The organism is Paucisalibacillus globulus DSM 18846 (assembly GCF_000482485.1).
Classification (GTDB): Bacteria; Bacillota; Bacilli; order Bacillales; family Amphibacillaceae; genus Ornithinibacillus; species Ornithinibacillus globulus.
Genome location: NZ_KI519437.1, coordinates 81,124 through 106,074 on the forward strand (window position 1 = coordinate 81,124; position 24,951 = coordinate 106,074).

Annotated in this window: 28 protein-coding genes; 16 read left to right on the top strand and 12 right to left on the bottom strand. The window is 36.4% G+C overall.

Annotation, left to right across the window (positions count from 1 at the left end):
* Window positions 1-37: 37 nt before the first annotated feature.
* On the bottom strand, window positions 38-394 hold the full coding sequence (locus K332_RS0115835; protein WP_051359499.1) for a hypothetical protein: 357 nt from the start codon (window positions 392-394) through the stop codon (window positions 38-40).
* A 438-nt stretch (window positions 395-832) separates the two neighbouring features.
* Between K332_RS0115835 and K332_RS0115840 the strand changes: the two genes are divergently transcribed.
* Both K332_RS0115840 and K332_RS0115845 read left to right on the top strand, forming a co-directional pair.
* Window positions 833-2,002 carry a hypothetical protein gene (locus K332_RS0115840; RefSeq protein ID WP_026908350.1) on the top strand — a complete coding sequence of 390 codons (1,170 nt, stop codon included), beginning with the start codon at window positions 833-835 and terminating at the stop codon, window positions 2,000-2,002.
* 42 nt (window positions 2,003-2,044) lie between these two features.
* Window positions 2,045-3,286, top strand: a complete 1,242-nt coding sequence (locus K332_RS0115845) for a metal-dependent hydrolase family protein (RefSeq protein ID WP_026908351.1) — start codon at window positions 2,045-2,047, stop codon at window positions 3,284-3,286.
* Between the two features lie 114 nt (window positions 3,287-3,400).
* On the opposite strand, the gene K332_RS22730 is transcribed toward K332_RS0115845, so the two are convergent.
* Complete coding sequence (locus K332_RS22730) at window positions 3,401-4,105, bottom strand: GGDEF domain-containing protein (RefSeq protein WP_245604717.1); 705 nt, start codon at window positions 4,103-4,105, stop codon at window positions 3,401-3,403.
* 38 nt (window positions 4,106-4,143) lie between these two features.
* Window positions 4,144-4,296: a hypothetical protein gene (locus K332_RS24560; protein WP_245604719.1), complete on the bottom strand. Its 153-nt coding sequence runs from the start codon at window positions 4,294-4,296 to the stop codon at window positions 4,144-4,146.
* 299 nt (window positions 4,297-4,595) lie between these two features.
* Here K332_RS24560 and K332_RS0115855 point away from each other — a divergent pair, with 299 nt between their 5' ends.
* From K332_RS0115855 to K332_RS22735, 4 genes are all read left to right on the top strand, one after another.
* Window positions 4,596-5,354, top strand: a complete 759-nt coding sequence (locus tag K332_RS0115855; protein WP_026908352.1) for an SDR family oxidoreductase — start codon at window positions 4,596-4,598, stop codon at window positions 5,352-5,354.
* A gap of 95 nt (window positions 5,355-5,449) precedes the next feature.
* Window positions 5,450-6,484 (top strand): alcohol dehydrogenase AdhP, encoded by a 1,035-nt coding sequence (adhP, locus tag K332_RS0115860; RefSeq protein WP_026908353.1) that lies wholly within the window; start codon window positions 5,450-5,452, stop codon window positions 6,482-6,484.
* A gap of 249 nt (window positions 6,485-6,733) precedes the next feature.
* Window positions 6,734-7,426: a YetF domain-containing protein gene (locus K332_RS0115870; RefSeq protein WP_026908354.1), complete on the top strand. Its 693-nt coding sequence runs from the start codon at window positions 6,734-6,736 to the stop codon at window positions 7,424-7,426.
* Between the two features lie 204 nt (window positions 7,427-7,630).
* On the top strand, window positions 7,631-8,614 hold the full coding sequence (locus tag K332_RS22735; protein ID WP_245604720.1) for a M23 family metallopeptidase: 984 nt from the start codon (window positions 7,631-7,633) through the stop codon (window positions 8,612-8,614).
* Window positions 8,615-9,296: 682 nt separating this feature from the next.
* Here K332_RS22735 and K332_RS0115880 read toward each other — a convergent pair.
* From K332_RS0115880 to K332_RS0115905, 6 genes are all read right to left on the bottom strand, one after another.
* Window positions 9,297-10,871: a bifunctional metallophosphatase/5'-nucleotidase gene (locus K332_RS0115880; protein WP_026908355.1), complete on the bottom strand. Its 1,575-nt coding sequence runs from the start codon at window positions 10,869-10,871 to the stop codon at window positions 9,297-9,299.
* Between the two features lie 120 nt (window positions 10,872-10,991).
* Entirely contained in the window at window positions 10,992-11,798 is an 807-nt protein-coding gene (gene phnE, locus K332_RS0115885) for a phosphonate ABC transporter, permease protein PhnE (protein ID WP_026908356.1), read from the bottom strand.
* A 14-nt stretch (window positions 11,799-11,812) separates the two neighbouring features.
* On the bottom strand, window positions 11,813-12,628 hold the full coding sequence (gene phnE / locus K332_RS0115890) for a phosphonate ABC transporter, permease protein PhnE (RefSeq protein ID WP_026908357.1): 816 nt from the start codon (window positions 12,626-12,628) through the stop codon (window positions 11,813-11,815).
* 5 nt (window positions 12,629-12,633) lie between these two features.
* Window positions 12,634-13,407 (bottom strand): phosphonate ABC transporter ATP-binding protein, encoded by a 774-nt coding sequence (phnC, locus tag K332_RS0115895; RefSeq protein WP_026908358.1) that lies wholly within the window; start codon window positions 13,405-13,407, stop codon window positions 12,634-12,636.
* A 110-nt stretch (window positions 13,408-13,517) separates the two neighbouring features.
* Window positions 13,518-14,555 (bottom strand): phosphate/phosphite/phosphonate ABC transporter substrate-binding protein, encoded by a 1,038-nt coding sequence (locus K332_RS0115900; RefSeq protein WP_026908359.1) that lies wholly within the window; start codon window positions 14,553-14,555, stop codon window positions 13,518-13,520.
* A gap of 320 nt (window positions 14,556-14,875) precedes the next feature.
* A complete protein-coding gene (locus K332_RS0115905; protein WP_026908360.1) occupies window positions 14,876-15,838 on the bottom strand; it encodes a helix-turn-helix transcriptional regulator in 963 nt (320 codons plus the stop codon).
* A gap of 98 nt (window positions 15,839-15,936) precedes the next feature.
* On the opposite strand from K332_RS0115905, the gene K332_RS0115910 reads away from it, so the two are divergent.
* The 6 genes from K332_RS0115910 to K332_RS24250 all read left to right on the top strand — a co-directional run bounded on the left by K332_RS0115910 (window position 15,937) and on the right by K332_RS24250 (window position 18,793).
* Window positions 15,937-16,416: a GyrI-like domain-containing protein gene (locus K332_RS0115910; RefSeq protein ID WP_026908361.1), complete on the top strand. Its 480-nt coding sequence runs from the start codon at window positions 15,937-15,939 to the stop codon at window positions 16,414-16,416.
* Window positions 16,417-16,430: 14 nt separating this feature from the next.
* Complete coding sequence (locus tag K332_RS0115915) at window positions 16,431-16,895, top strand: hypothetical protein (protein ID WP_026908362.1); 465 nt, start codon at window positions 16,431-16,433, stop codon at window positions 16,893-16,895.
* 599 nt (window positions 16,896-17,494) lie between these two features.
* Window positions 17,495-17,806, top strand: coding sequence for a DUF1565 domain-containing protein (locus tag K332_RS24565; protein WP_026908363.1), 312 nt, complete (start codon window positions 17,495-17,497; stop codon window positions 17,804-17,806).
* A gap of 114 nt (window positions 17,807-17,920) precedes the next feature.
* Window positions 17,921-18,088, top strand: a complete 168-nt coding sequence (locus K332_RS24570) for a hypothetical protein (protein ID WP_245604722.1) — start codon at window positions 17,921-17,923, stop codon at window positions 18,086-18,088.
* Window positions 18,089-18,218: 130 nt separating this feature from the next.
* On the top strand, window positions 18,219-18,497 hold the full coding sequence (locus K332_RS22745) for an SDR family NAD(P)-dependent oxidoreductase (RefSeq protein WP_245604724.1): 279 nt from the start codon (window positions 18,219-18,221) through the stop codon (window positions 18,495-18,497).
* A 176-nt stretch (window positions 18,498-18,673) separates the two neighbouring features.
* Complete coding sequence (locus K332_RS24250) at window positions 18,674-18,793, top strand: hypothetical protein (RefSeq protein WP_169727370.1); 120 nt, start codon at window positions 18,674-18,676, stop codon at window positions 18,791-18,793.
* A gap of 102 nt (window positions 18,794-18,895) precedes the next feature.
* On the opposite strand, the gene K332_RS0115935 is transcribed toward K332_RS24250, so the two are convergent.
* Window positions 18,896-19,231, bottom strand: coding sequence for a MazG nucleotide pyrophosphohydrolase domain-containing protein (locus K332_RS0115935; RefSeq protein ID WP_026908365.1), 336 nt, complete (start codon window positions 19,229-19,231; stop codon window positions 18,896-18,898).
* A 146-nt stretch (window positions 19,232-19,377) separates the two neighbouring features.
* On the opposite strand from K332_RS0115935, the gene K332_RS24730 reads away from it, so the two are divergent.
* Window positions 19,378-19,512 carry a hypothetical protein gene (locus K332_RS24730; protein WP_281170930.1) on the top strand — a complete coding sequence of 45 codons (135 nt, stop codon included), beginning with the start codon at window positions 19,378-19,380 and terminating at the stop codon, window positions 19,510-19,512.
* Between the two features lie 77 nt (window positions 19,513-19,589).
* Here K332_RS24730 and K332_RS0115945 read toward each other — a convergent pair whose 3' ends face one another.
* Entirely contained in the window at window positions 19,590-20,840 is a 1,251-nt protein-coding gene (locus tag K332_RS0115945) for a hypothetical protein (RefSeq protein WP_026908366.1), read from the bottom strand.
* A 1,070-nt stretch (window positions 20,841-21,910) separates the two neighbouring features.
* Here K332_RS0115945 and K332_RS0115950 point away from each other — a divergent pair.
* The 3 genes from K332_RS0115950 to K332_RS0115960 all read left to right on the top strand — a co-directional run bounded on the left by K332_RS0115950 (window position 21,911) and on the right by K332_RS0115960 (window position 24,053).
* Window positions 21,911-22,333 (top strand): PH domain-containing protein, encoded by a 423-nt coding sequence (locus tag K332_RS0115950; protein WP_026908367.1) that lies wholly within the window; start codon window positions 21,911-21,913, stop codon window positions 22,331-22,333.
* A gap of 183 nt (window positions 22,334-22,516) precedes the next feature.
* The gene (locus K332_RS0115955; RefSeq protein WP_051359500.1) at window positions 22,517-23,539 is read left to right on the top strand and encodes a serine hydrolase domain-containing protein; all 1,023 of its coding nucleotides are present in this window, start codon (window positions 22,517-22,519) and stop codon (window positions 23,537-23,539) included.
* Window positions 23,540-23,657: 118 nt separating this feature from the next.
* Window positions 23,658-24,053 (top strand): NUDIX hydrolase, encoded by a 396-nt coding sequence (locus K332_RS0115960; protein ID WP_026908369.1) that lies wholly within the window; start codon window positions 23,658-23,660, stop codon window positions 24,051-24,053.
* 240 nt (window positions 24,054-24,293) lie between these two features.
* Here K332_RS0115960 and K332_RS22750 read toward each other — a convergent pair whose 3' ends face one another.
* Window positions 24,294-24,731 carry a hypothetical protein gene (locus K332_RS22750; RefSeq protein WP_026908370.1) on the bottom strand — a complete coding sequence of 146 codons (438 nt, stop codon included), beginning with the start codon at window positions 24,729-24,731 and terminating at the stop codon, window positions 24,294-24,296.
* Between the last annotated feature and the right edge of the window lie 220 nt (window positions 24,732-24,951).

The following is a 24,951-nucleotide window of genomic DNA, read 5'->3' on the forward strand; positions in this document are numbered from 1 at the left end:
ACCTTGGCTTTGAGCCAAGGTACCTGTCCCCATGGTCTTAATAGTATCCACCGTATGGGTAGGGTGGGTAGCCTACCTGAGGATAACCTGGATAGTATCCGTAATATGGATTGGGGTTATACGGATAGGGATAGGGGCCGGGAGAATTAATTAGCGATCCTGCTAGTAACCCACCTGCTAAACCACCTAAAAATGGAAGCCCACCCCCACCTTGAAAACCTCCCTGTGGTCCGTGAGATGGTTTACCATAGCCACCATGATAACCTGGATTACCATGCGGGCCATGATGCCCACCTCCATGTCCATGCTTAGGTTCCCTCATCATTTCCACCTGTCCATTTTCTTGTTCATATAAATAAGGCATTGGATTTGTTTGATACCATTCATTATTCATATCATTATCCCTCGTTTCCTAATTTCTCCGTCCATACAACATATGCGACTGCCTAAATAAGTTGTTGGGCAACTGTCCATGAAACTAGATATTAACCTACCACTCTCTAGACAATACTATTTCGACAGTATTCATGTAATTATCTACTTCTTTATTAAATATGGAATCAACCTAGGAATATAATCAATTGGAACCTTTGTACATAAACTAATTCGACTTCTCAAGCATTACGTCCTACTACCGCTATCTTTTTATCCCCCAATCATCCCCTCCAAAAATATTTTTCCAATTAATCAGAATACATATACACCAACTAAGTATGCGTTTTCATACTAGAATGATTTATTAGATAATTATGAAAAGTATGTAGACAGGTGTTATTAATCATGATATAGTAATGAAAATTATTTTTAACTAATCTTGAGGAGGAGGAATCTTATGTTAAATAATCCACTTATCGCAACCGTAGTAATCTTTGCATTTATTGCATTTGGGGAATGGCTTTCCATTAAATCAAGAGCAAGAATCCCAATGTTACTAACAGCAATGGTAGGTTTTATGATTGTGGGCTGGACAGGCTTACTTCCAGAGGACATCTTGGAGAAATCTCAATTTGCGGCATTAGGTGCTATTCTTATTGGCCCTGCCATCCTACATATGGGCACCATGATTCCTTTTTCTTTACTAAAAAGTCAAATCAAAGCGGTACTTATTTCGTTAGGTGGCTTACTAGTATCAGGTATTTTAATTTTAACTCTCGTAACACTTATTTTCGATTACCCTACGGCAGTTGCAGGCGTCGGTCCGATTAGTGGAGGAATCATCGCCTTATTGGTTACCACTGAAAAATTGACTGAAATAGGCTTATCGAGTTTGATAGTCGTCCCGGCATTAATTGTTGCCTTTCAGGGAGTTATAGGGATGCCATTAGCTCTGAACTTTATGAGAAGATATGCTTTAAAACTCCAAAAGGATATTGATAATAACAAATTTGTACCAATGGCAACAGATGAGGAACTAAATGGGAAATCAACAAAAGAAACCAATTCAAACCCAGTAAAAGACAGTATGACATTGAAATTATTTTTCGTATTCGTTGGCGCCGCTATCGGAATTGCACTCGGAGAGGTAACACCAATTCACTATAGTCTATGGTGTTTGGCAATAGGAATTGTTGGTCTGAAGCTTCGCCTATTTGAACCGAAGACACTGGAAAAATCAAATTCATTTACCCTAACTATGATCGGTATTATTTTTGTGGTGATGGGAACGATGGCAGGAGTAACCCCACAGGATGCGTTAAGTAATTTACCTAGTGTTGTAACCATTCTTGTTATTGGTACGATCGGGCTTTCTATTGGCGGATATTTAACATCCAGATTAGTAAAATGGCACCCCTATAAAGGTATGCCCGTTGCTTTAACCGCGTTATTCGGATTTCCTGGAGACTATATACTTTGTGAGGAAGTTTCAAGAAGTATCGGACGAAATAAACAGGAAGAAAAATTGATTTTCAATGAATTACTAGCACCAATGCTCATTGGTGGATTTACAACGGTAACCATCATGTCCGTTATTATTGCCGGTGTATTAGTTCAGACATTGTAATCTAGCAATTTTTTTTAATTAACTTAAATGGGGGAATGAAATATGGCTAAACAATTGATTAAAAATGGATTAGTGATTGATGGTAATGGTGGGGAACCAAAAAAGGGATACGTTGTTGTTACAGAGGATGAACGCATTGTATATGTCGGACAAGAAGCAGATTATTCACCGACTGGGGAAGAAGTTATTGTTGATGCAGCTGGCGGTACCGTTCTACCAGGACTAATTGATACACATGTCCATATGATGATGGAATATGCACCCCTTTCCGAAAGACTTACAACGCCATTTTCATTTATGTATTATCAAGCAGCAAATTACTTGAAAAACACATTATATGCTGGTGTTACGTCGGTAAGGGACGCGCTTGGCACAGATTTAGGGGTAAAAAAGGCTGTAGAAGAAGGTCTAATTCCCGGTCCACGTTTACAACTTAGTATCAATGCACTCACGATTACAGGCGGTCACGGGGATGGTTACACCGTATCAGGGAATACATTGGATCTTTTACCTTCAGACTATCCGGGCATGCCAAGTGGGAAATGTGATGGTGTGGAAGAAGTACGTAAAAAGACACGAGAAATGTTGCGTGCTGGTGCAGAGGTCATTAAAGTGCATGCAACTGGAGGCGTATTAAGTGCAACCGATCATCCAGAATTCACCCAGTTTTCCCTAGAGGAATTAAAAGTCATTGTAGAAGAAGGGCGTTTCCGTAAAGGGGTAAAGGTCATGGCTCATGCACAAGGAGCTGAAGGAATTAAAAATGCTGTAAAAGCGGGAGTCCATTCCATCGAGCATGGGATTTTTATCGATGATGAGGCCGTTGAGCTTATGCTAGAGAATGGTACGTACTTAGTACCAACTTTATTAGCTCCTGTTGCCGTATTAGAAAACGCCGCAGAAGTAGGGATGCCTGAGAGTGCTGTCGCAAAATCCAGGGAAGTCATCGAGCATCATAAAGCAAGTTTCACCAAGGCCTATAAAGCCGGTGTGAAAATAGCGATGGGTACCGATGCTGGCGTCATGAAGCATGGTACCAATCTCCGTGAACTTGGATTAATGAAGGATGCGGGCATGTCACCGATGGATACGATTATTGCATCCACCAAGACAGCAGCGGAATGTCTGGGTTGGGAAGATAAAGTTGGGACACTTGAAAAGGGTAAGCTTGCGGACATAATCGTTGTAAAAGGAAATCCATTGGAGGATATCTACTCCCTTGCCAATAACGATAATATCCAGGTCGTCATCAAGGATGGGAAAGTGGAGAAAAACCTATTATAAATTACACATATAAGAAGTACTGTAAAGCTGGCATTTCCCGGAGTTTCTTGACTTCGGAGAACTGCCGGCTACTGCATTAGTTAGAAGGACTCCCCCTAACACGCTATCAATCCTTCATACATCCAAGATTCGACTGGCACACTTAGATCGATACATAGCTCTATCTGCCTCTTTAAGCATTTTCTCTAAATCTGCATCTGAAACATTTGTTGTGTAAGTCCAGCCAATATTAGCTGAAACCTCAATCATTTGGTCGTTCATCTCCATTGGATTTTCCAATGCAAGTTTAATTCGATCTGCTATCCTTTCCGGTACTTGATGATCGATGTTGGACAATAAGATCACAAACTCATCTCCACCTAATCGACAAAGTAAATCGGAATCTCTTAATAGATTATTTACCCTCCAAGCAACATTCTCCAATACGTAATCTCCAACTTCATGTCCATATGTATCATTTATTCTTTTAAACCCATTCATATCAATAAATAGCAGTGCAATAGAAGGCGTTTTTAAATCCTTTAATAGTTGAAATTTTTCTTTGAGTAATAACCGATTTGCTGCCCCAGTTAGCGAATCACGGAAGGCTATATCCTGTAGCTCTGTGTTTGCCTTTCTTATTCTATGAACAAATGTTACTAAAAAGGCAGTAATAAATATGCCAAATAAAACGAGATAAATTACATCCGTCCTCACGACATTCGGAAAAATTTCATCTTGAAAGTAAAAATAAGAATATAACGTAAGAATGACAGAAGCAAAACCGGCAATTATGATCAATCGGAAACTTTGATAGATGGCACTTAATGGAAGAGCCAACCACATGAAAAGATAATTTACTAGATAGGGAGAATTATTTAATAGGAAATAGAAATAAATAGAAATGCTGGAGGAAAAATACTTGCTAATCCTTCAATAGAGATATTAATCATTACTTGTATAAAATAAAAAATACTAATTAAACTGAACAAAATCACATTTCGTCGATGTATTAGTTTATTTTCAACCATAGTTACTCTTCCTGTTCCCGTCTTATAGATGTATATTCGATTCTTATGAAACAATATAATTGCTTTACCTTTTCATTATAGCTTAAGCAACGTTCTTATGGAACTATGGAACCATGGGGACAGGTACCTTGGCATGAAGCCAAGGTACCTGTCCCCATGGTCGGTTTAATAAACGCTACAATTCTTTCATAAAAGAATGTCTATATTGTGAATAAAGTATGTGAAGTATTGAGCAAAGTAAATATTAGTATTATTATAAAGCTGTGGAAAACAAATTATTATTCGGAGGTGCTAATTGTATGAAGCTTAAAAATAAAGTAGCTGTTATAACTGGTGCTGGTGCTGGCATGGGAAGAGCAATCGCTTTACTCTATGCAAAAGAAGGTGCCAAAGTAGTTGCCACAGATATTAATGAGGAAAGTGTTCAATCTTTAACCGACGAAATTATAGAAGCAGGTGGAGAAGCTACACCTGTTGTAACAAATGTTGCCAAAGAAGAAGATGTTCAAAAGATGATTGATATTGCAGTTGAAACGTATGGTACTTTAGATATTCTAGTAAATAATGCAGGAATAATGGATAACTTTGTACCTGCTGTAGAACTAACAGATGAATTATGGGAAAGAATATTGGCGGTAAACACAACCGGTACCATGCGAGCAATTCGTAAAGCATTACCGATATTTTTAGAAAAGAAGAGTGGGGTTATCATTAACAACGCTTCTGTCGGTGGGCTTTATGGTTCCCGTGCTGGTACAGCATACACAGCATCAAAACATGCCGTCATTGGACTGACTAAAAACATTGGTTTCCAATATGCCATGGAAGGAATACGCTGTAATGCGATTGCTCCAGGTGGCGTAAACACAAACATTGGCACCACCATGAATAACCCAAGCAAATTTGGTATGGAGCGAGCAATGAGCGGATCGCAAAATAACCCGCGTAGTGGAGAGCCTGAAGAAATTGCTACTGTCGCACTATTCTTAGGCTCCGAAGACTCTAGCTTTGTAAACGGACAAGTCATCACAGCCGACGGCGGCTGGACTGCTTACTAAATCAAGGCCACAGGGACAGGTACACTGGCTTAAGGCCAGTGTACCTGTCCCCATGGCTGGTTTAATATAGTAATACAACAAAGGAGAGAGCATATATGAAAGCAGTAGTAGTTAATCCAAAAGGTAAAGCAAACATTGAAGTTATTGAAAAGGAATTACGTCCATTAAAGCCAGGTGAAGCACTAGTTGATGTAGAATATTGTGGGGTATGCCACACGGATCTCCATGTAGCTGCTGGTGATTTTGGTAAGGTGGACGGTCGTATTCTTGGCCATGAGGGCATCGGTATTGTATCAAAAGTGGCGGATGGTGTTACTAGCTTAAAGATTGGAGATAGAGTTAGCATTGCATGGATGTTCCAAGCTTGTGGTAGATGTGAGTATTGTACAACAGGCAGAGAAACTTTTTGTCGTGATGTTCAGAACTCTGGCTATAGTGTGGACGGCGGTATGGCCGAACAATGTATTGTAACAGCTGACTATGCGGTAAAGGTTCCTGAGGGATTAGACCCAGCCCAAGCTAGCAGTATTACATGTGCTGGGGTAACTACTTATAAGGCTATCAAGGTTGCAGACATTAAACCTGGACAATGGATCGTCATCTATGGTTGTGGTGGGCTAGGTAATCTTGCTATCCAATATGCTAAGCATGTATTTAATGCGAATGTTATAGCTATTGATATTAATGATGATAAATTAGCATTAGCTAAAGAAATTGGTGCGGATTTAACAATTAACCCTGTCACAGAAGGGGATGCCGATAAAGTTATCCAAGAACAGGTTGGCGGAGCACATGCCGCTGTTGTTACTGCGGTTTCTAAAGTTGCATTTAATTCAGCAGTCAACGCAGTTCGTGCATGTGGTAAGGTAATTGCCGTAGGTTTACCATCTGAAACGATGGATTTAAATATTCCACGCTTAGTACTTGATGGTATAGAAGTGGTCGGATCCTTAGTTGGTACTCGCAAAGACTTAGAGGAAGCTTTCCAATTTGGGGCAGAGGGTAAAGTAGTACCAATTGTTCAAACTCGTTGCTTACATGAAGTACAAGACATATTTGAAGAAATGGAACAAGGTAAGATTCAAGGGCGTATGGTGATTGATTTTAAACAACACGCATGTCATTGCTAGAATATAGTATTATTAAATACCCACTAGTTTAAATGTTAATTCTTGGTGAATAAAAAAATACAAGCCCACAACAACTACAGAAAAACCATGGGGACAGGTACCTTGGCTCAAAGCCAGTGTACCTGTCCCCATGGCTTTTGTCCCCATGGCTTTCTCATGTATGCTTTTGATAATTTTTGTCTACGATAATAGTGTGCTAGATTGAGTAATCAATCTATTAAACTATGCTAATCCATAAGGAGCAGATCGATGGAAATCATTCAAATATTGTTAAAGCTATTGATTGGATTTATTTTATTATTTTTCTTAATACGAATTGTTGGCCAAGCCGTAATTGGCCAGTTTACTCCGTACCATTTTATCGCCGCCATTGTACTAAGTGAATTACTAGGAAATGCCGTCTATGAAAAGAATATATCCATCTTTGAGATCCTACTAACCATTGCCTTCTGGGGTGGAATATTATTTACTGTTGAATATATTTTTCAGAAATCCTTATTTTTAAGAACAAACCTAGAAGGAAACCCAGCTATTGTTATCCGTAATGGACAAATTGATCTGGACCAATTAAAGAAGTGTCGCATGAATATTAATCAACTTCAAAGTCTCCTTCGCCAAAGTGAGATTTTTTCTATTCGTGAAGTTGCATTTGCTCTAATCGAACCAAATGGAGCTATAAGCATCTTAAAAAAGTCTACCTATCAAAAAACAACCTTGCAGGATTTAAATTTACCATCCCACGCTGTGTATCTTCCAATAACAATTATTAGAGACGGAAAGTTAATTACTGAAAACTTCTTGCAGATAAATAAAGATGACCTTTGGCTAAGTGAACAGTTAAAAATGAAAGGAATAGTCAATATAGAAGATGTTCTTTTCGCAGAATGGTTGGAAGGTGACGGACTGTATGTAATTCAAAAGGAATCCAGTCCTTATCTTTAAGGGCTAAATAATCTTCAGTAACCCCATCATGCTCGTAATAAGCAATATTTCAAGTTACAAATACATATCCAGAGGTTTCGTCATTAGAAATGCTGGGACCTTTTTTAGATTTTTTTCCATAATAATTTTAAACTTGAAACTCCTATTCATTTAAAACGTATAAAGTAAAAGAAACAAATAGGAAAAAGAATATGGAGGCATATTATGATGAAAGATGCAGTCGATTACATATCTCCAGACAATTTTGGTGCATTCTTTTTAGAAGGTAATCCTGAAAAAATATATAAACAATGTAATAAAGACTTCAAAAAGTTAGTAACCATTGGACAATTTAAGGAATTGGTACAGTCATATAATCAAAATGTCGAAAGCTACCAATTAATTGATACGACATTGCTAGGATCATCTACTCAATATTTATGGTTAGATAACCATAGTGATAAAGCAATCAGTGTTGCATTCGATTCTATGAACACGATACAACACCTTTTATTAAAGCCCTACATAACCTTTCCAGAAAGTGACAACCATTATTCAAAAAATACATATATCATGCCGATTAAAAATGAATGGTTTGTTTTCTGGGGTGGAACAAATGAATTCATTAACTATCACTACATTTTTGAATCACAACGCTATGCGTATGATTTAGTTGTGATGAAAGATAAGCAGACCTATAAAAATAACACAATGCGTAATAAAAATTACTTTGCATTCGAACAAGAAGTCGTTGCACCTGCTGATGGTAAGGTCTTAAAAGTGATTAATACTATTATCGACAACACTCCTGGCGAGATGAATGAATCACAACCAGCAGGAAATTATGTTATTTTAGAGCATCCAAATAAAGAATATAGTTTACTCGCCCATTTCAAACAACAATCCATTGCTGTAAAAGAGGGAGATGTTGTGAAGCAAGGTCAAATTATTGGGTTATGTGGAAATTCAGGAAACTCATCCGAACCACATATTCACTTTCAAGTGATGGATTCCCCGGATTATATGACTTGTCGGTCAATTCGTATCCGTTTTAACGACGGCCTAGAACCAATTCAAGGGGATACAGTTACACAAAGTACTCAAAAAGAGAAAGAAAAAATGGATACATTTGATAAAGTTGAAAATGCATTCACTTTAGCCGATGTTTTCTTGCTTATTCCTCGAATTATCGGCTCTTTTTTTAAGTAATAGTACCGATTAAAGAAAACGAAACTTAACAGAGTTCTCTGAACTAGACTTCCTATTAATAAATTGATTTTAATTAGCTCATTGCTTTATTTATACCAGAAATAACTATAGCAAGTGAATTTCACGTCTGATAATAGCTATTGTCATCCTGTTAGGTTTAAACATTAAGTACTATATTAAAGTAAATATAGCATTCCTTTAGAATATTGTTATCTTAAATATTATTATAGATTTTCACCTTATAACGGAACCATATTTTAAAAACATGTGTTTTACCACGGTATCAAATCCGTATGCCATATGAATCGATTGCAAAGGTTAACTTTCACGAAATAATTCCATGATTTAACTCTATTTCATTATTTTCAAGAAAACATCAAACTTTTTCGCTTGTTATGGAGCAATCTATTCGGACAGATTTTCGTTATCAGATTTCAAATAATATTGAAGAATTATTCATTGCGGAGTTGGATTACAAATTAAATAAAGGTATTAGTTTGATTCAAAGATGGTTATACGTTTATGGAAAAGATATAAAGCGCTACCTAATAATTCCACATATCTAAAGATCAAGGTATATAAAAGCAGCCAAATAATCCAAATAGATCATGGATTCATGGCTGCATCTGTTTGACAAAAGTTATATCCCATTTTAGAAATAAAAAACAACATAAAAAGTGTGTTAATAGACTACTTTCCAATTGTTATTAACCGTTGCTTCAATTTCTTTATACTCTAGAATATAATTAGCAATCAATTCCGAGACATCAATTGGAATATCCTTCACGATAGGACGACCTTTATACATCATATAATCACCACCACCACCGGAACGATAGTTATTCATAACGACATCTAGTTCCTGATCCGGCAACAGATTTTTACCGTCATAATCTAATTTTGTAACACGCTCACCAACCGGATTTCTAATATCTAATTCGTACTGAATTCCTTCCCACATGTCATAGTTATAATGCTGCGGCTTTGGTGTAGTAAATTCCTTGCTAACTCCAACAGTTCCATCATCAAGAAGTTCAAAATATCCTGCTGATCTCTCGAGTGCATCCTTAACAATCTTACCTGTCACTCTTAATACAACCAATGTGTTTGGATAGATATAATTGGCAACCACACTACGCATCGTAACGTCTACTGGAAAACCTGGGGAAATATTATCAAATAATGCTGTATTGGAAACATCCACACCTGCTGCGTCCATTTGTACGTTATTAATAAATTCAATTAATGGATTGTCCCCTAATCGAATGGCCATCGGATCAGTAATCATCATATCGCCTTTTATTTTCCCAATCGGTTGATCAAGCCATTCTTGAACCGCATCTTCATAGGTTTGTATGGATGAAAGAACATCCTGATCGGCATTCACCCCGTCCACTACTAATAACTCTGAATCCTTTTCCACAACACGGAAGCCACTTTCATCTTTATGGAATTCCACTGTGACTTTTCCAAGTGTAAGACCATTACAACCTGGTTGAACAACTAAAACGCCATTAATTTTATTTCCAGCTATCTGGCGATGTTGATGACCGGTTAAAAGGACATCCATACCTTTTACTTTCATACATAGCTCATATCCTTGATTTTCACCTGTTAAGGTTTCAGTCGGTTCCCCAGTTTCTAGGTCACGTTCGAAGCCACCGTGATAGGATACGACAACTAGGTCAACCTTTTCCTCTTCTTTCAGTACTTTAATCCACTTTTCAGCTGTAGCAATCGTATCTTCAAAAAGCATACCACGGATATGTTCTTCTTTTTCCCAGTTAGGTACATATTTCGTTGTAAGACCTAGTATACCTACCCGAGGTCCATCAGGGAAGGATTTTATGAGATATGGATTCCCAAAATATGGTTGGCCAGTCTCTGTATCCACAATATTTGCTGAAAGCCAAGGATACGATGATTCCTTAACAGCTTGATTTAATAGACCAAGTCCATAGTTGAATTCATGGTTACCAATAACACCCGCATCATAATTTAAGTCATTTAAAATAGTAATCATAGGATTTGGCAATGATTGCTGAAAACGGGCATAGTGATACGTTAAGGGTGTACCTTGAATAATGTCACCATTATCAATTGTGATTGTATGTTCATTCAATGCCCTTTCTTGCTTAATAAGGGTTGCTATTTTAGCAATACCTAACTCAGCTTTTTCGTTTGTTCCATAATTTTGCGGAAATACATTACCATGTATATCACTTGTTTCTAATAACACTAATTTAAAAGTTTCCATTTTCAAACCCTTTCACTTTCTAGATTTAGATAGTCTGTACCTCATATGAATGCCTCTTCACTAAACAAGGGATAGTTCATCTGTAAACCACCTTTACAGACAGACTATCCCCACTTGTGTTTACCCTCGTACTAATTTACCTCGTAAATTGTTAGAAATTAATTCCACAATTAGGATTAAGACAACTAACCCAATTAGTATAGAGCCCACTTCACTCCAACGGTAAGAATTCATCGCGAATATAAGTGGTGCACCAATACCTCCTGCACCAACTAATCCAAGTATAGAAGCTTCCCTTAAGTTCATATCGAATCGATAGATAATCGTCGATAAAAACATGGAAAACAGCTGCGGTAGAATACCAAATCGTATTTTTTCAAATGTTGTACAACCAATGGAGGTCATAGATTCTAAAATACTAGTATCTAGATCTTCTATGGCATCAACAAATAATTTCGCTAACATTCCAATTGAAATTAACGCAACAGTTAAAACACCGGTAAACGGGCCTTGTCCAGATACACGAATTAACATTAAACCATAAACCAGTGATGGAACCGTCCGAATCAAAATTAGCAACAAGCGTGTTAGCCAAGATACTGGTGCCGGAACCACATTGGAAGCCGATAAGAAAGCTAACGGAATAGCTAGTATCGAACCAATAATGGTACCTAGGAAGGCAATTGCCATCGTTTCCACTAATAAATACGGAACGCCTTGTTTCGTAAAGGTAAGTAATAAATCCAAATCAGGATGTATAATACCCGTAAGGATCCCAGAAGCAATTTCCCAGCCACTTTCCTGGAAGTTTTCTAAATTAATCGCAGTAAATGACCACACAAATAAGATTAATATAATTGCGGTAACGACAATTATATACCTTCTATTAGTAGGTGATGCACTTAGTTGTTTTTCAATAGTATTCATCATGCCGTCCCTCCTTAGATTAACCTTTTCCTGAAGTGTTCACTGATTCTTTCAATGATAAAGACCGTAATAACAAGCATAAGTAGAATCATACCAACACTTGCATAATCACGCCAGCCTAACCCTTCATTTAACAATAATCCTATTCCGCCTGCACCAACATACCCTAGAATAGCAGCATAACGAACATTTCCTTCGAAGCAGAATAAGGATGTTGATAGATAATTGGGTAATACTTGTGGGAAGATGGCGTATCGGAAAGCTTGTACCCGATTCATCCCAAGTGACTCCATTGCCTCAAAAGCACCCATACTTACGTTTTCAATTTGCTCATAGAGAAGCTTACCGACGTATGCAATTGTAAAAATAAAAATAGCAATTGTACCAGCAAAAGTACCAAGACCAAAAATAAACGTAGCAATTAGAGCAGTCACTAGTGTCGGCATCGTTCTTAAAATACTTAAGAATACTTTTGTAGCCGCTACAATTACTTTACTTTTTACAACATTTGCAGATGCTAGATATGCAATCGGAATGGCAGCAAGTGAACCCAAAACCGATCCAAGTAGTGACATTTTAATCGTATCAAGTAATGGTTGCCATATATAAGGAGTGTAATCCCATTGAGGTGGAATCATATCTAAAATAATAACGAAAAATTCATCCCAACGATCAGCTAAAACCGTTAGACTAAATCCGGTAAATTTCACTGAAATATATGTTACGATGAGAAGTAGGACCAAAATAATCGGGGTGCGGGATCTTTTTTCCAATACAACCTTTCCATTAGGAAGAGCTATTTTTTTTGGAGGGAAAATTTTATCATACATATAGTCTACTCCCCTTTATCCTGTGACATAGTTTCCTTTTCCATTTGGCCTTTATAGATGTAATCCAGCACCTCTTCCGTTACATCCTGTGCTTTCCCATCATATACAACTTTTCCATCCCGAACACCGATAATTCGGTCTGCATATTCAAGTGCAATCTCCACATGGTGAATATTAATAATGACGGAAATATTCATATCCTGGTTAATCCGCTTAAAGTCATTCATCACTTGTTTGGCAGTTACAGGATCAAGGGAGGCAATTGGCTCATCAGCAAGAATAATATCAGGATTTTGAGCTACTGTACGAGCTAATGCCACACGCTGCTGCTGTCCACCCGACAATTGATCAACACGAACATATGCCTTATCAAGAATACCAACCTGATCTAACGCGCTAAGGGCTTTCTTCTTATGCTCCTTTGAAAATACTCCAGTTAACTTTCTCCAGAAAGGAAGCTCTGGAACAAAAGAAACAAGTACATTTTTTAATACGGAAGTTCTTGTAACTAAGTTAAAGGATTGGAAAATCATCCCAATGCGCTTACGAAACTTACGAACTTCACTACCCTTTAAGGAACTAACATCCACATCATCTACAATTAACTTTCCACCAGTTATATCATGCATACGATTAATACAGCGAATCAAGGTTGACTTACCAGCACCAGATAGGCCGATAATAGCCACAAATTCCCCTTGTTCAATTTTCAAATTGATATCTTCTAAAGCCTTTACATTGTTTCCATATGTTTTTTCAACATTGATAAATTCAATCATTATTGGTCTCCAATCTTGTCAAAAATGAGGATGTCCCAAAGGGTAAAGCTACCCTCTTAAGGGGCCAGACCTTGTTCGGAACAACCTCATTAAATTCATTACTTAACCGATTACTTTAGACTTCTTACAATTTCTTGTGCTTTTCTTTCGTTATCATAATCGGAATCTGTAGCTTCTTGATAGCCTTCGTGATTATAGATGGAAATAACTTCTTTTCCTTCATCTGTTTCTGCAATATTCATAAATGCTTTTTGAATTGCTTCTTTCAAGTCAGCGTCCATAATTTTAGAGTTATTACTTACACTGATTGTATCATTGTAAATACCAGGAGTTACCCCAATAACATTGGTATCATCCCAAATAGAGTTGTCACCATTCCAGCTATCTACATTATCACGTCTTGCATCAGCATATGTAACAACAACATCAATTTGTCCTGCTGCTAAACGGGCGAATGCACTACCGTATGAATCTGCTTGTACAACATTGTCAAGATCAGTAATTGTTTTATCATAGTTATCACTTAACCAAATTGCTGGATAAATATAACCAGCTGGTGATGACGATGACATGACAGCCCAATTAGCGCTGTTAATATCGTCCCAAGTTAATTCTTCCCCACTATTTACTTTCTCTGCTAATTCTTGTCCCTTTTTAGAAGGTCCAGCAATAACTAGAGAACGATAATAAGTTACCTGTTCATCTGATGCCTCAGTTGGTTTGTTATCGTTCCAATCCTTTGCATTATCAGAATCATTATTTAAACCTGCTCGAGTTGCAGTTAATACAACTTCTGCGCCATCGTCATATAATACATATGTTCCACCAGGGATAAGTCCAATATCAACCGTACCAGCAGAAAGACCTTCTCCAACCGCTTCATAGTTTGTTCCAACAGTAATATCTACATTTTCGACATCATAGCCAAGACCTGACAATTCCTCTTTTAAAAGCTCTTTTAATGGCTCAGTTGCTGTGATAATTTCTTCCGGTTCTCTGGAAGGTACAAAACCAACCGATAATTTTTCAATTACTTTGTTTCCATTATCTGATGCTGTATCGTTTGAGGATTTATCATCAGAGTTTCCACAGGCTGCAAGTACAGCAATGAACATTACCGCCATTAGCGACAACAAGACTTTTTTCATTATTATTTCCTCCTAGAAGTTTTATAAAAACCAACCCTTAAATTGTAGCGATGAAGTAATACAATAGTCAAGTGTATATTAGTTATTTTTCACTATCTTTACATACTTTTATTACTCCTATATTTTCCGTTAATTCCAACTTTTTTTGATTAAATTAGTGTTTTCACTAGACCTTTTTCTTATATCCAACCAAAAAGTAATCTAGCATACCTATAACATCCTCGGTTATGTCTAAATTTTATGCATAAAAAGAGCAATTTAATTTATTCTTTATCCCGTTCCCATCATTATCGTTCACTTCCAAGTAATCACGACATTTCTTATGGATAAAATAACGATAACCTATCTTGTATGCCCTTCAAAACTTCATCCGGAACTTCCCTGACCTTTATATCTTCCCCTAGGAAAAGTAACCAATTCATTATTTCCTCCATTTCATCATGATTATTAACATGGATAAAAGTTTTTAAAATAGCCGTAGTTTGGTAAGGATTGGTATAGGAGATAGAAACCTCCATAGGATGATATTTTTTAAACTGTGTAATAGCCTTTGGACCTAGCTCAAGGACAAGATTAAATACTTCTTCCTGATTTTTAAGTTTTTCTACAATCTTTTTCCTACTTAATCTTTTTCTTGTCTTGTAAGGTTTCACATCAATGAGATTATCCACGGAAAAAATTTGTTTTATTTCTTCCTTTAAGTGAAATCCTTCAATTAACCAAATACTCTTTTCACGATAAAGGTGTAATAGATAAATGGGATAGGACTTTATTCGCTTGTCTTCTTGGACTGTAATCCATAAATAGCTATCCAAAAGGATGTTTTGGATAAGTTGTTCTAACATGGGGTGGGGTAAATCTGACAAATCAAGTAAGTCGGGATTATTAGGATTGGTCCCTTCAAAAAGTAGGAGTTGATTCAATAGAACTAACGTCTCCTGCTGATTTTCGGAGAGTAGTCCCAGTAATTTCTCAGCTAAAGATTGACGACTTTTTAAATAGGGGAGCTGCTGATTTCTCGTAGCCATAAAAGCAATAAATAATGCTTTAATCTCGTTATCCGTAAAGCGAACAGTAGGTAGGATAGAATTATTCATAACAAAATAACCTCCATCCCTTCCAACTTCTGCTACAAGTGGCATTCCCATTGCTTCAATTTCTCTAATATCTCTAATCGCTGTTGATCGAGAGATATGAAATTCGCGCATGATTTCAGAAATGGTAAAGTGGGAGCGGTTATTAATATACCGCATGATCGTGTTTATCCGTTCAACTTTTTTCATTGGACCTCCTAAACAGTGTCACCTTTTGACATGATTAAAGGTTATTATAAACTTATCAAAAAAAAAATCAATTAATATTAGAAGGGATTGTTTGAACAATGGCAAATTACACATTAGAAGAAAAAGACAGTTTTACCGTATTGGGAATTGGAACAGAGCTTAAAAGCAACTACACAGATTTTGCTGGAATCAATAAGGAGAAGGCAGATTTTTGGCAAGGGGTCCATAAAGATGGAAGGCTTGATTTATTAAAATCTGTTGCAACAAATGACTATATTTTTGTCGTAAACGAAGCGGTTAATAACAAGATGATGCACTATGCTGGTGTTATGACGGAAGAAAACCTACCAGATGCATCAAGAATTATCCAATTCCCTAAAGGAGAGTACATCATTGTAAAAGGGGAAGGGAAAACAGCTGAAGAGTTAAGCAACACAGTTACTGGCATTGCATTTGGTGAAGTATTAGCAGAAGCAAATCACGTTGCCTATGTAGGTGGTCCAAATGCAGCGGTTGTGATGGGAGAGCGAAATGGCTTGGTATATGGAGAGATGTGGATTCCTGTTGTAAGAAAATAAATGGAGGGATGAAAATGTCCTATATTGTTGATTTCAAAAATGTGAGTACTATTGGTTTAGAATCCTCACCTGTAGCAGAAACGCTTGCTGGGTTACGAGCTAACGAGGCTCGTTATTTTATGAACAAATATAAGCATGAATTTACGGTTGTTCCTGCTAGTGAGAGCCAGGAAATCCTTGATTATGTGAATCAAGTTTTAAAAGTAGAACGTGATATTACCTTTGCGGCCAAACCATTAGAAACATCACTTTTCCAAGTAGAAAATATCAAATGGGCATACGTTTTTTATGAGAGTGGACTTGAGGTTAATGTTATGTATACGATTGATAATCCGAAGAAGCGTGCTGTTGGTTTCAAGCTTTCTGAGGGGATGGAAGTACCAAAAGAGTTGGAAGGAAAGTTTAAATTTGCTAGGCAGAAATCCAAACTTGCTGGAACGATTCGTGGCTCATTTTTTGTGATTAAAGGGGAATATTAAGCGTAAAGGCAAGATACCAAGTTAACATATATTTATTTAACATGTACTTTCTTCACAGAAAAAGAACTTGATGGAATAAATATTTAAATACGTAGCTATATTCTAGCAACCATTAGCACAGGGTGCTAAATTACAAAACAGCACTTCTCTGTGAAAGCAGGGGGTGCTTTTACTTTCTTACAGAAGCCTTTAGTTGTTTGCGTACTGTTAAATTTATTTAATATCAAGGGAATCCAGAAAACTCCAATTATAGTTTTGTTGTTGACTATAGAAACCGTCCATCAACACTTTATGAATAAAAGTGTTACAACTACTAAAATTGATGCCTCTTTGGGGATATGTAGTTCTTTGATTTAGATGGAAATCCATTTAGTTTGGTGAATGAAGCGGAAGGGTTCTCCTTTCTATTCAGAGCAGATAAGAAAAATACAGAAAAGCGATAGAACAGATGAATGGAGGTACATGAACGTTAATGTAAAGTGACTCCAACCTTTAATAGCAAATACATATATGATTTCGATAAAAAGGCTTTCCAGTCCCTCTCCCATTCGTGTATGATGAAAAGGAATAAAAGATTATTTTTTCTAGGAAATGATTATATGAAAAAAACTATCCTTCTAGTTACTACTGTCATTGTCACTTTAATTGCTTTAAATCTAGTCCATATTGAACAGGAAGATTCTAATTTTATATACGTATCCATAACAGGAAACGATCAAAATGATGGTTCAAAAACAAAACCATTTCGCACAATCAAAAAAGCAGCTTCTAAAGCTGAAGCAGGGTCCACCGTGTTAATTCGAGAGGGAACCTATTATGAAGAGCTCCTTGTGAAACATAGCGGTACAAAATCAAATCCTATTATTTTTCAGGCCTATCAAAACGAAAAGGTAATCCTCAGTGGGAAGTAGCTAAAGGATGTCGAAGGAGATACATCCCTAGTTAAAATAACAGATAAGAATTATATTACCATTGATGGATTAACTATAAGGGATTTAACAACTGATTTGGAAGATGAAACGGTAATGGGTATTTGGATTTGGAAAGAGAAAGAATATACATCTTTTCCAGAGTACAAAATCGTTTCAAAAAGTGACGATAAATCAAGTTATATCGATCCAAAATATAAAAATGAAACCAAATTTGATTTTCAACTGAAAAAGGATTCTCCTGTCATAAAAGTTGTTGAATAACATTTCTTCATTCGGATACTGCAAATGGTTTTCTTTACCTAGTCGCATACGAATCAAATTTTATTACCCCGTTGAATTAGTCATAGATGGGGCACCATCTGAATTTGATGAGGACTACTGAGATCGTTTAATGTCTGTTGATCTAAAAGGTGCAGCTCTTTGCATGAAATATGAATTACAACAAATGAAAAGACAGGGCCAAGGTGGCTGCTCTATTGTTAATATTTCTTCTGTTAGTGGATACCGTCCACAACCAAATAACATTGCCTATGTTGCTGCGAAGCATGGTGTTGTCGGTATGACGAAAGTAGCAGCACTAGAAAATGGACCAGAAAACATTCGTGTAAACTCTGTTGCACCTGGTGCAATTGATACACCAATGTTACGCGGTGCTTTAGAACAATTCTGATTTACAGAAGAAGAGTATGCACCACAATTGAGCCTACTAAATCGTTTCGGTCAAGCAGATGAAATTGCTCAAAATGGCAAAGAAGATAGAAGAATTATTCATCGCAGAATATGACTACCAATTAAGTAAGGGCACCACCCTTGATCCAAAATGTATACATATATAGAGCCCACGGGGTGGCAGGCCTAATTATTCGCTGGATTGAAGAAGACTTTCACGAGGAGCCAGCATATATGTCGAGGCAAATCATTGAATTGATAGTAACTGCTACGGAAGGATTTTATGTGAAAATCTAGCGGTAGAAGCCATGGGGACAGGTACCTCGGCTTTAGGCCGAGGTACCTGTCCCCATGGCTCTTTTTGATTAGAAAAAGTTATGGATGGGGCTCGTTTTTAGATTATTGGTGCTGCTTGTTTTGGTTTATCAAAAATCCCTCCAAATTTGGAGATTGATTATATTTAAGAGCCGCTTTCTTATCCTTTTCGATAATCGCTGATGTTAAATCAATATTATTTAGACTAGCGATAGCAACAGTATAATGAATCACATCAACTAGTTCCTCTTCAAGGGATATATGATCCACTTTTGTTTTTCTTCCTTCCAATTGGTTAAGAACCTCTGCTACCTCACCAACTTCTTCTACTAACTTCATAAATAAGGCAGAAGAAGTACGCCCTTCTTTATATTTTAAAGACAAGTAACGTTGTAATTCTTCAAATGTTAGTTGATTCATAAATAATTCTCCTCTTAGTCCATTTTAATAGTTATACATTCGATAAAAGGAGTTCAAAATCCTTTAATATCACTTAAATTCATCCGGTTTCTAAAGTGATAAATTTCATTTTCCTACAAATACTAAAATAAAGGAGGGAAAGTCCTTTGAAAAAGCTACCAGGTGCTGGAGAAAAAATTGAAGAAGTTGCAGAAACATTAATTAAAAAAGGAATTCCTGACAGAACCGCAGCATTTGCCGCCTCCATGGGATACCTAAGGGAAATGAGAAAAAAGAAATAATTATTGCACAGGACAAAGCCGCGGGGACAGGTTCCTTGGCTCTTAAAAAAGAGCCAAGGAACCTGTCCCCATGGCATTTAAGCTCGTTTTGGCATTATTACATATCCCATTGCTTTCCGCATTTTTAGAACTTTTATTAGTTGGTCTTGAAGAGCTGCGCTACAAGTCACCTCGATAATTACCTCACTCTTACGTTTTGCTACTATGTTTAATTTCTTTTTATTAATGACAACTTCGATAATTAACCCCAACAGGAAACCTCCGACTAAGCCTAATAATCCCCAAATTATTGGGCCCCAATGCCAAATGAATCCATATATAGTTCCCAGTACCGAAAAGATTGTTGCACTCATCATCGCTCCGTCGAGAACGCTTCCGCCATCGACACGATGAATAGTATCATTAATATGTGTTTGAGAATCAAGATTTTCCACCGGCAATGCCACGATATTTTGTGCTGGCACACCCAACTTCTCTATATCATGAATGACCATCTCCACAAAGAGTGAATGATCAAATGTAGCTATTATTTTCGTTGAATCATCTTCCATGTTGATTTGCTGTGTCAAGTTTTCATCCCTCACCCTAAGAAACCGTATTTGCTCAATATCAAACAGTATATTGCTTTCCGTTACCGATACATAAGCTTGATAGATGGCAAAAGCAAGCATGGAAGGTAAAAATAGAAACCACTGCCATTCCACAATTTCAAGTGCCTTATCAAAATCCCCAAGGAATGAATAAAGCCAGGCACGAATAGCTACAGCCTTATAACAAACAAATATCCACCAAGCTAAAATAAACGTTCCAACAACCGTACTACCACCATATAACTGACCCAATCCGGGTGTGAAGAAGGACCAGAATAAACCTAGCAATGGCTTTTTCTTTTCAAGGATGACAACATCAAAAAAGCTAACATCTGAAGGAGTAACAGGTGCATCTTCTATTTCAGATAGAATATGGCATTTCTTTATCTCAACTGCACAACGATAACTGTCCCAAATACTGTACACATACACAGCCAAATAAAGTAAAACCCAATCCTGGTTCAATATAGCCTGTGCCTCCTCGAATCTGCCATGAAAGGATAAGGCAATTGCCATATTTAGATGGGATAGATTATTTATCACTAGTTCCCATATTATTAGAATTAAACCATGTAGATATTTTCCCAAAAACATGTGCCCAAATCCTGGAAATGCAGCTGACCACCAAGCCGCAATCCAAGGTGGACGGGGGTATACTGAGTTGGTTCCCCAAACAGATATTTTACCTTTAGAATAACGTGGTTTTATATTACCGGACTCAAAATTTTGATGAGGCATAGGAAATATTCTCCTTTTACTAAAACCTTTTCATAATTTGAACAATATTTACCAATGTTATTCATTGAATCCAAAGGTTTAAGAGAAATGAACTTCTAATCATGGTTTTCTCTTAATGAACTTATTATACCTATTGACTCTGACCATCTCTCACCCTAAAAAGCCTCAAGAAAGTGTTAATGAGTTGCACCATTTCTTAAACAAAATAGCGAACAACTCCCTTGAGGCATTCTAAGGAGGCAGGCATTTGTACGTCGATGATGAGTGATTCACGAAAAGCATCCCTTTTCGCATAGGAAATAACACTAGAATTACTTCCTATTCATAAGTAATACCGTAGATAGGTTTAGAAGTTTTAGTTAATTATGTTAAAATAAACATATTATATTGAGAATATTCAGTTCCTAAACTAGTAGGTTTGTGGAAAAAGAAGTATAAGAAACGGCTGTCTATGGCCTATTTTTAAAATACCATTCTAATATTTTCTTTTGAGGGAATATGTTTGTAATTAACTAATTTAAGCTTGTGAGAGGCTCGCTTACAAATGTAAGTGTATCGCCGCCAATCGTGTTATGTGCACCTATAAATGCATTAAGTTGAATTGTGATTTCAAGATCAAATGCATTTTTCATTTCATCTAAACTATAAGATACTTCATTAACGCGGAGGAAGAATTGAATAAGATTGGAAGCCTTTTATTTGGAGAAAGCTTAGGTAATACAGGGTGATGAGTGATTTAAAACTGCTCTTAATAAAACTACTTATTATTATTGTTACTTACTTTTTTAGCTATCTTTGCGATTAGTGCTATTTTTCCTAATTTAAATGACATAATAGGAAAATTTATTATACCAGGCGTATCTATTGTGGTTAGTTTAGCTGTGTCAGAGTTCATTTTGAGCAAAATAAAGCTGAAAGACAGTTAAGATTAGAAAACTTCAATCAAAGCATATAGTAAGAAGGTAATCAAAAGTAGGTTTTCTGATCTTACTGGCAGAAATGTTTAAGGGTCAACTTTTAATTTTTATCAAATAAGACTCATAAATTGACAAAATAAGGTAGGGAGTTCATTGTATTTTCCATCTAAGAAGGATACTTGGTTAGCTATAATAGTTTGGGGATTAACATTTTTAATAGGCTGGCAGATGATAATTTACAATAGTGTAATAGGGTATATTATAAGCTCGCTAATAATAGGGATGCTTTTATGGTTATGGTTTGGAACTGGCTACAAAATTGAAGAAGGACGTATTAAAATTAAATATGGGCCATTTAGTAGCATTGTAAAGATTGATCAAATAACAAGAATGAAAGCAACAAAAAGTCCTTTGTCAGCACCTGCACTTTCTATTGATAGAATAGAGATTCTTCACGGTAAATATAATTCAGCGATTATTTCTCCCAAAGATGTAGACAATTTTATTAAAATTTTATTAACCAAAAATCAAGATATTCAAATTGAAAATGACCTTATTAATAATCAGAGTGATTAAAATCAAACTATTCCAGATTCGTGAAGATTGTAGCGTAAATGCATTCTCAATTTAATTACGGGTGCAATAGTAAAAAACAGAGATCGTCATCATTACTACTTCCTATTTACCTCTATTTCACTAATGGCGCAGATTAGTGATACAACAAAAGGATGATGAATTTTAATAAAAAGGTGGATGGAGATGAAGGTTACTTTAAATAAAGAAGCTTTTAAAGATATTACCTTATATACCGAAAATGTAAGAAAAGATATGCTTGCTTCAGGTTCTGCATTGATTGTTATAAAAGATAATAAACTAGTACACGAATGGTATTCGGGTACTCATCATTTTGAGCAAGGGGCAAAAGAGATAGATCAAAATTCAAGATTCAATGTTTATTCGGTTAGAGTTACTTATGTTGGATTCGCAATTGCAATAGCTATTTATGAAGGTTTATTGGATTTGGATGTTAAATTAAGTGACTATTTATCTGAATATGATAAAGAGGTTCTTGGAGATACAACAATTAGACATTTATTAACAAGGTGTACTGGTCTAAGATTTAAAAATGATAACGTCTGCCGTACATTTGATTTAGGTACTGATATTGAGGGAAAGAGACCAGAAATACTAGCAAAAATCTTATACAAAGCAACTGGCAAAACAGTAAATGAAATCCTTACTAATAGAGTGTTTAAGCCTTTGAATTGGAGAAACACTGGATGGGTAACTGAGGGGAATAACAATTTAGTCTGTGATATAGATTTATCTAAAGATTATCCTACATTAAGAATTGGTTCAAATATGGGAGATGAAAGAAATTTATATTTAAGTGCTAGAGAATTAGCATTTTGGGGGAATTTACATTTAAACAAAGGGGTATTTGAAGGTAGTTCAATACTTCCACAAGAGATTTTTGAACTTATTACTTCGATTCAAAGCCCCAATTCCTTACCCCGTCATCTTCCAAGGTTTGGATTTCTATGGTGGGTAAAGGATAGTGGCGTATCTGTTGATTACAATGAATTAGGTTCAAATTTACCAGTTGGATCCTATCAAATACTTGGGGCTTCTGGATGTTCTTGCACTGTCATTCCAGAATACAATGCAGTAGCTGTTAGAATGTTCAATAGCGTTAATGCGTACGAGAACGTAGGTTTTGATTATATAAAGGATATTCAAATGTTTGGAAACCTGGTGATTTCAAGTTTGAAAAATTTATAGTTAGTGTTAAATAAAGTAGCCAGTTTATGGAATTCTTTATTCTGCTAAGGGATTCTTTAGTAGAACAAGGAGATCTTCCATACGTTTGGTATTTTCTCAATAAAAAGAGGTTATAGATATGCGAGATAGAGGATCGGTAGTAATAATCGAAAATGGAAAGGTTGGACTAATTCAAAGAACTAAAAATGGCTCCATTTATTATGTATTTCCTGGTGGCGGAATAGAAAAAGGGGAAACACCGGAAGAAGGAGCTAAAAGGGAAGCACTCGAGGAATTGGGAGTAGAAGTAAAGGTCAATGAGTGTATAGAAGAAGTTGAATATAACGGAACTCAATACTTTTTCTTATCTGAAATCGTAAAAGGTACATTCGGGTCTGGACAAGGTGAAGAGTACACAAACCTAGAAAGAAATAGAGGTACTTATTTGCCCATTTGGGTAGATGTAAAAAGGTTATCTTCTATTAATATTATTCCAAAAGAAGTTGCATTAAAAGTTCAATCCTTATTCAAGTAATGCCCCAATAGTTATACAAAGTGAGACAATTGTCCTTGCCGTTTTTGGTTAAACAGTTTCATTTTAATGTTGGAATAGTATTTAATTGACATTATTAATCTAATATGGCGGTAGATAATTTGATTGTTATAGTAGAGTTTTACATACGAAAGCAGCATCTCCCCACTTATAGGGGAGTGCTGTTTGATTATACAATCACCTAAGAAGATGGCATTTCAAAAGGTGCTTCTGGTTTATACATTAGTTATTTTCTTCAACCATTCCTTCTTCTGGTGGTTCCATGCCTTCATTTTGCTCAGAAGATGATCCTACTATGCTCTTCTTCACGATACTGTCCCGTACTTTGACTCCTTGCTGTCCACCCGCTTCATCATTATCATTTCCAGCAATACCACTTCTTCCATTTCCATCTGCAAAATCTGATTGATCATTTCTTGATTTACTATGATCAATCGCATTTTGCCCACCTTGGTTCGCGTTCGTCCCGACATTCCTATTTATTTGTCCGCCCCCTTCAGCTCTTTGTTCTACATGGATTTCTTTGTTACCAATATTAATGACGAAAGAAATATTAATATCAATGTTAGTGCCATCACATTCACACTTCTTTGTTACTACTTCTACCTGCTCATCGCGGTGTTTTGGCCCTTTTTCACCCTTTTTTCCTTTCCCTGGCATATCTATTCCCTCCTTTCATCTACGATACTATCAATATATTTATTGATACTAGATTGTGTGTGGACAGGTTAGATAGTTAAGTAGTTTGTTTTTAAATATAAAAGATGTCACTCTCAATCTTGCTTTTTCATATTGGACATCTAATTTCATTGGGAAACCTGATGAAATTCACCATTTGCTAGGCCAAATCTAATATTTGCACCCGAGACTACTATAAGAA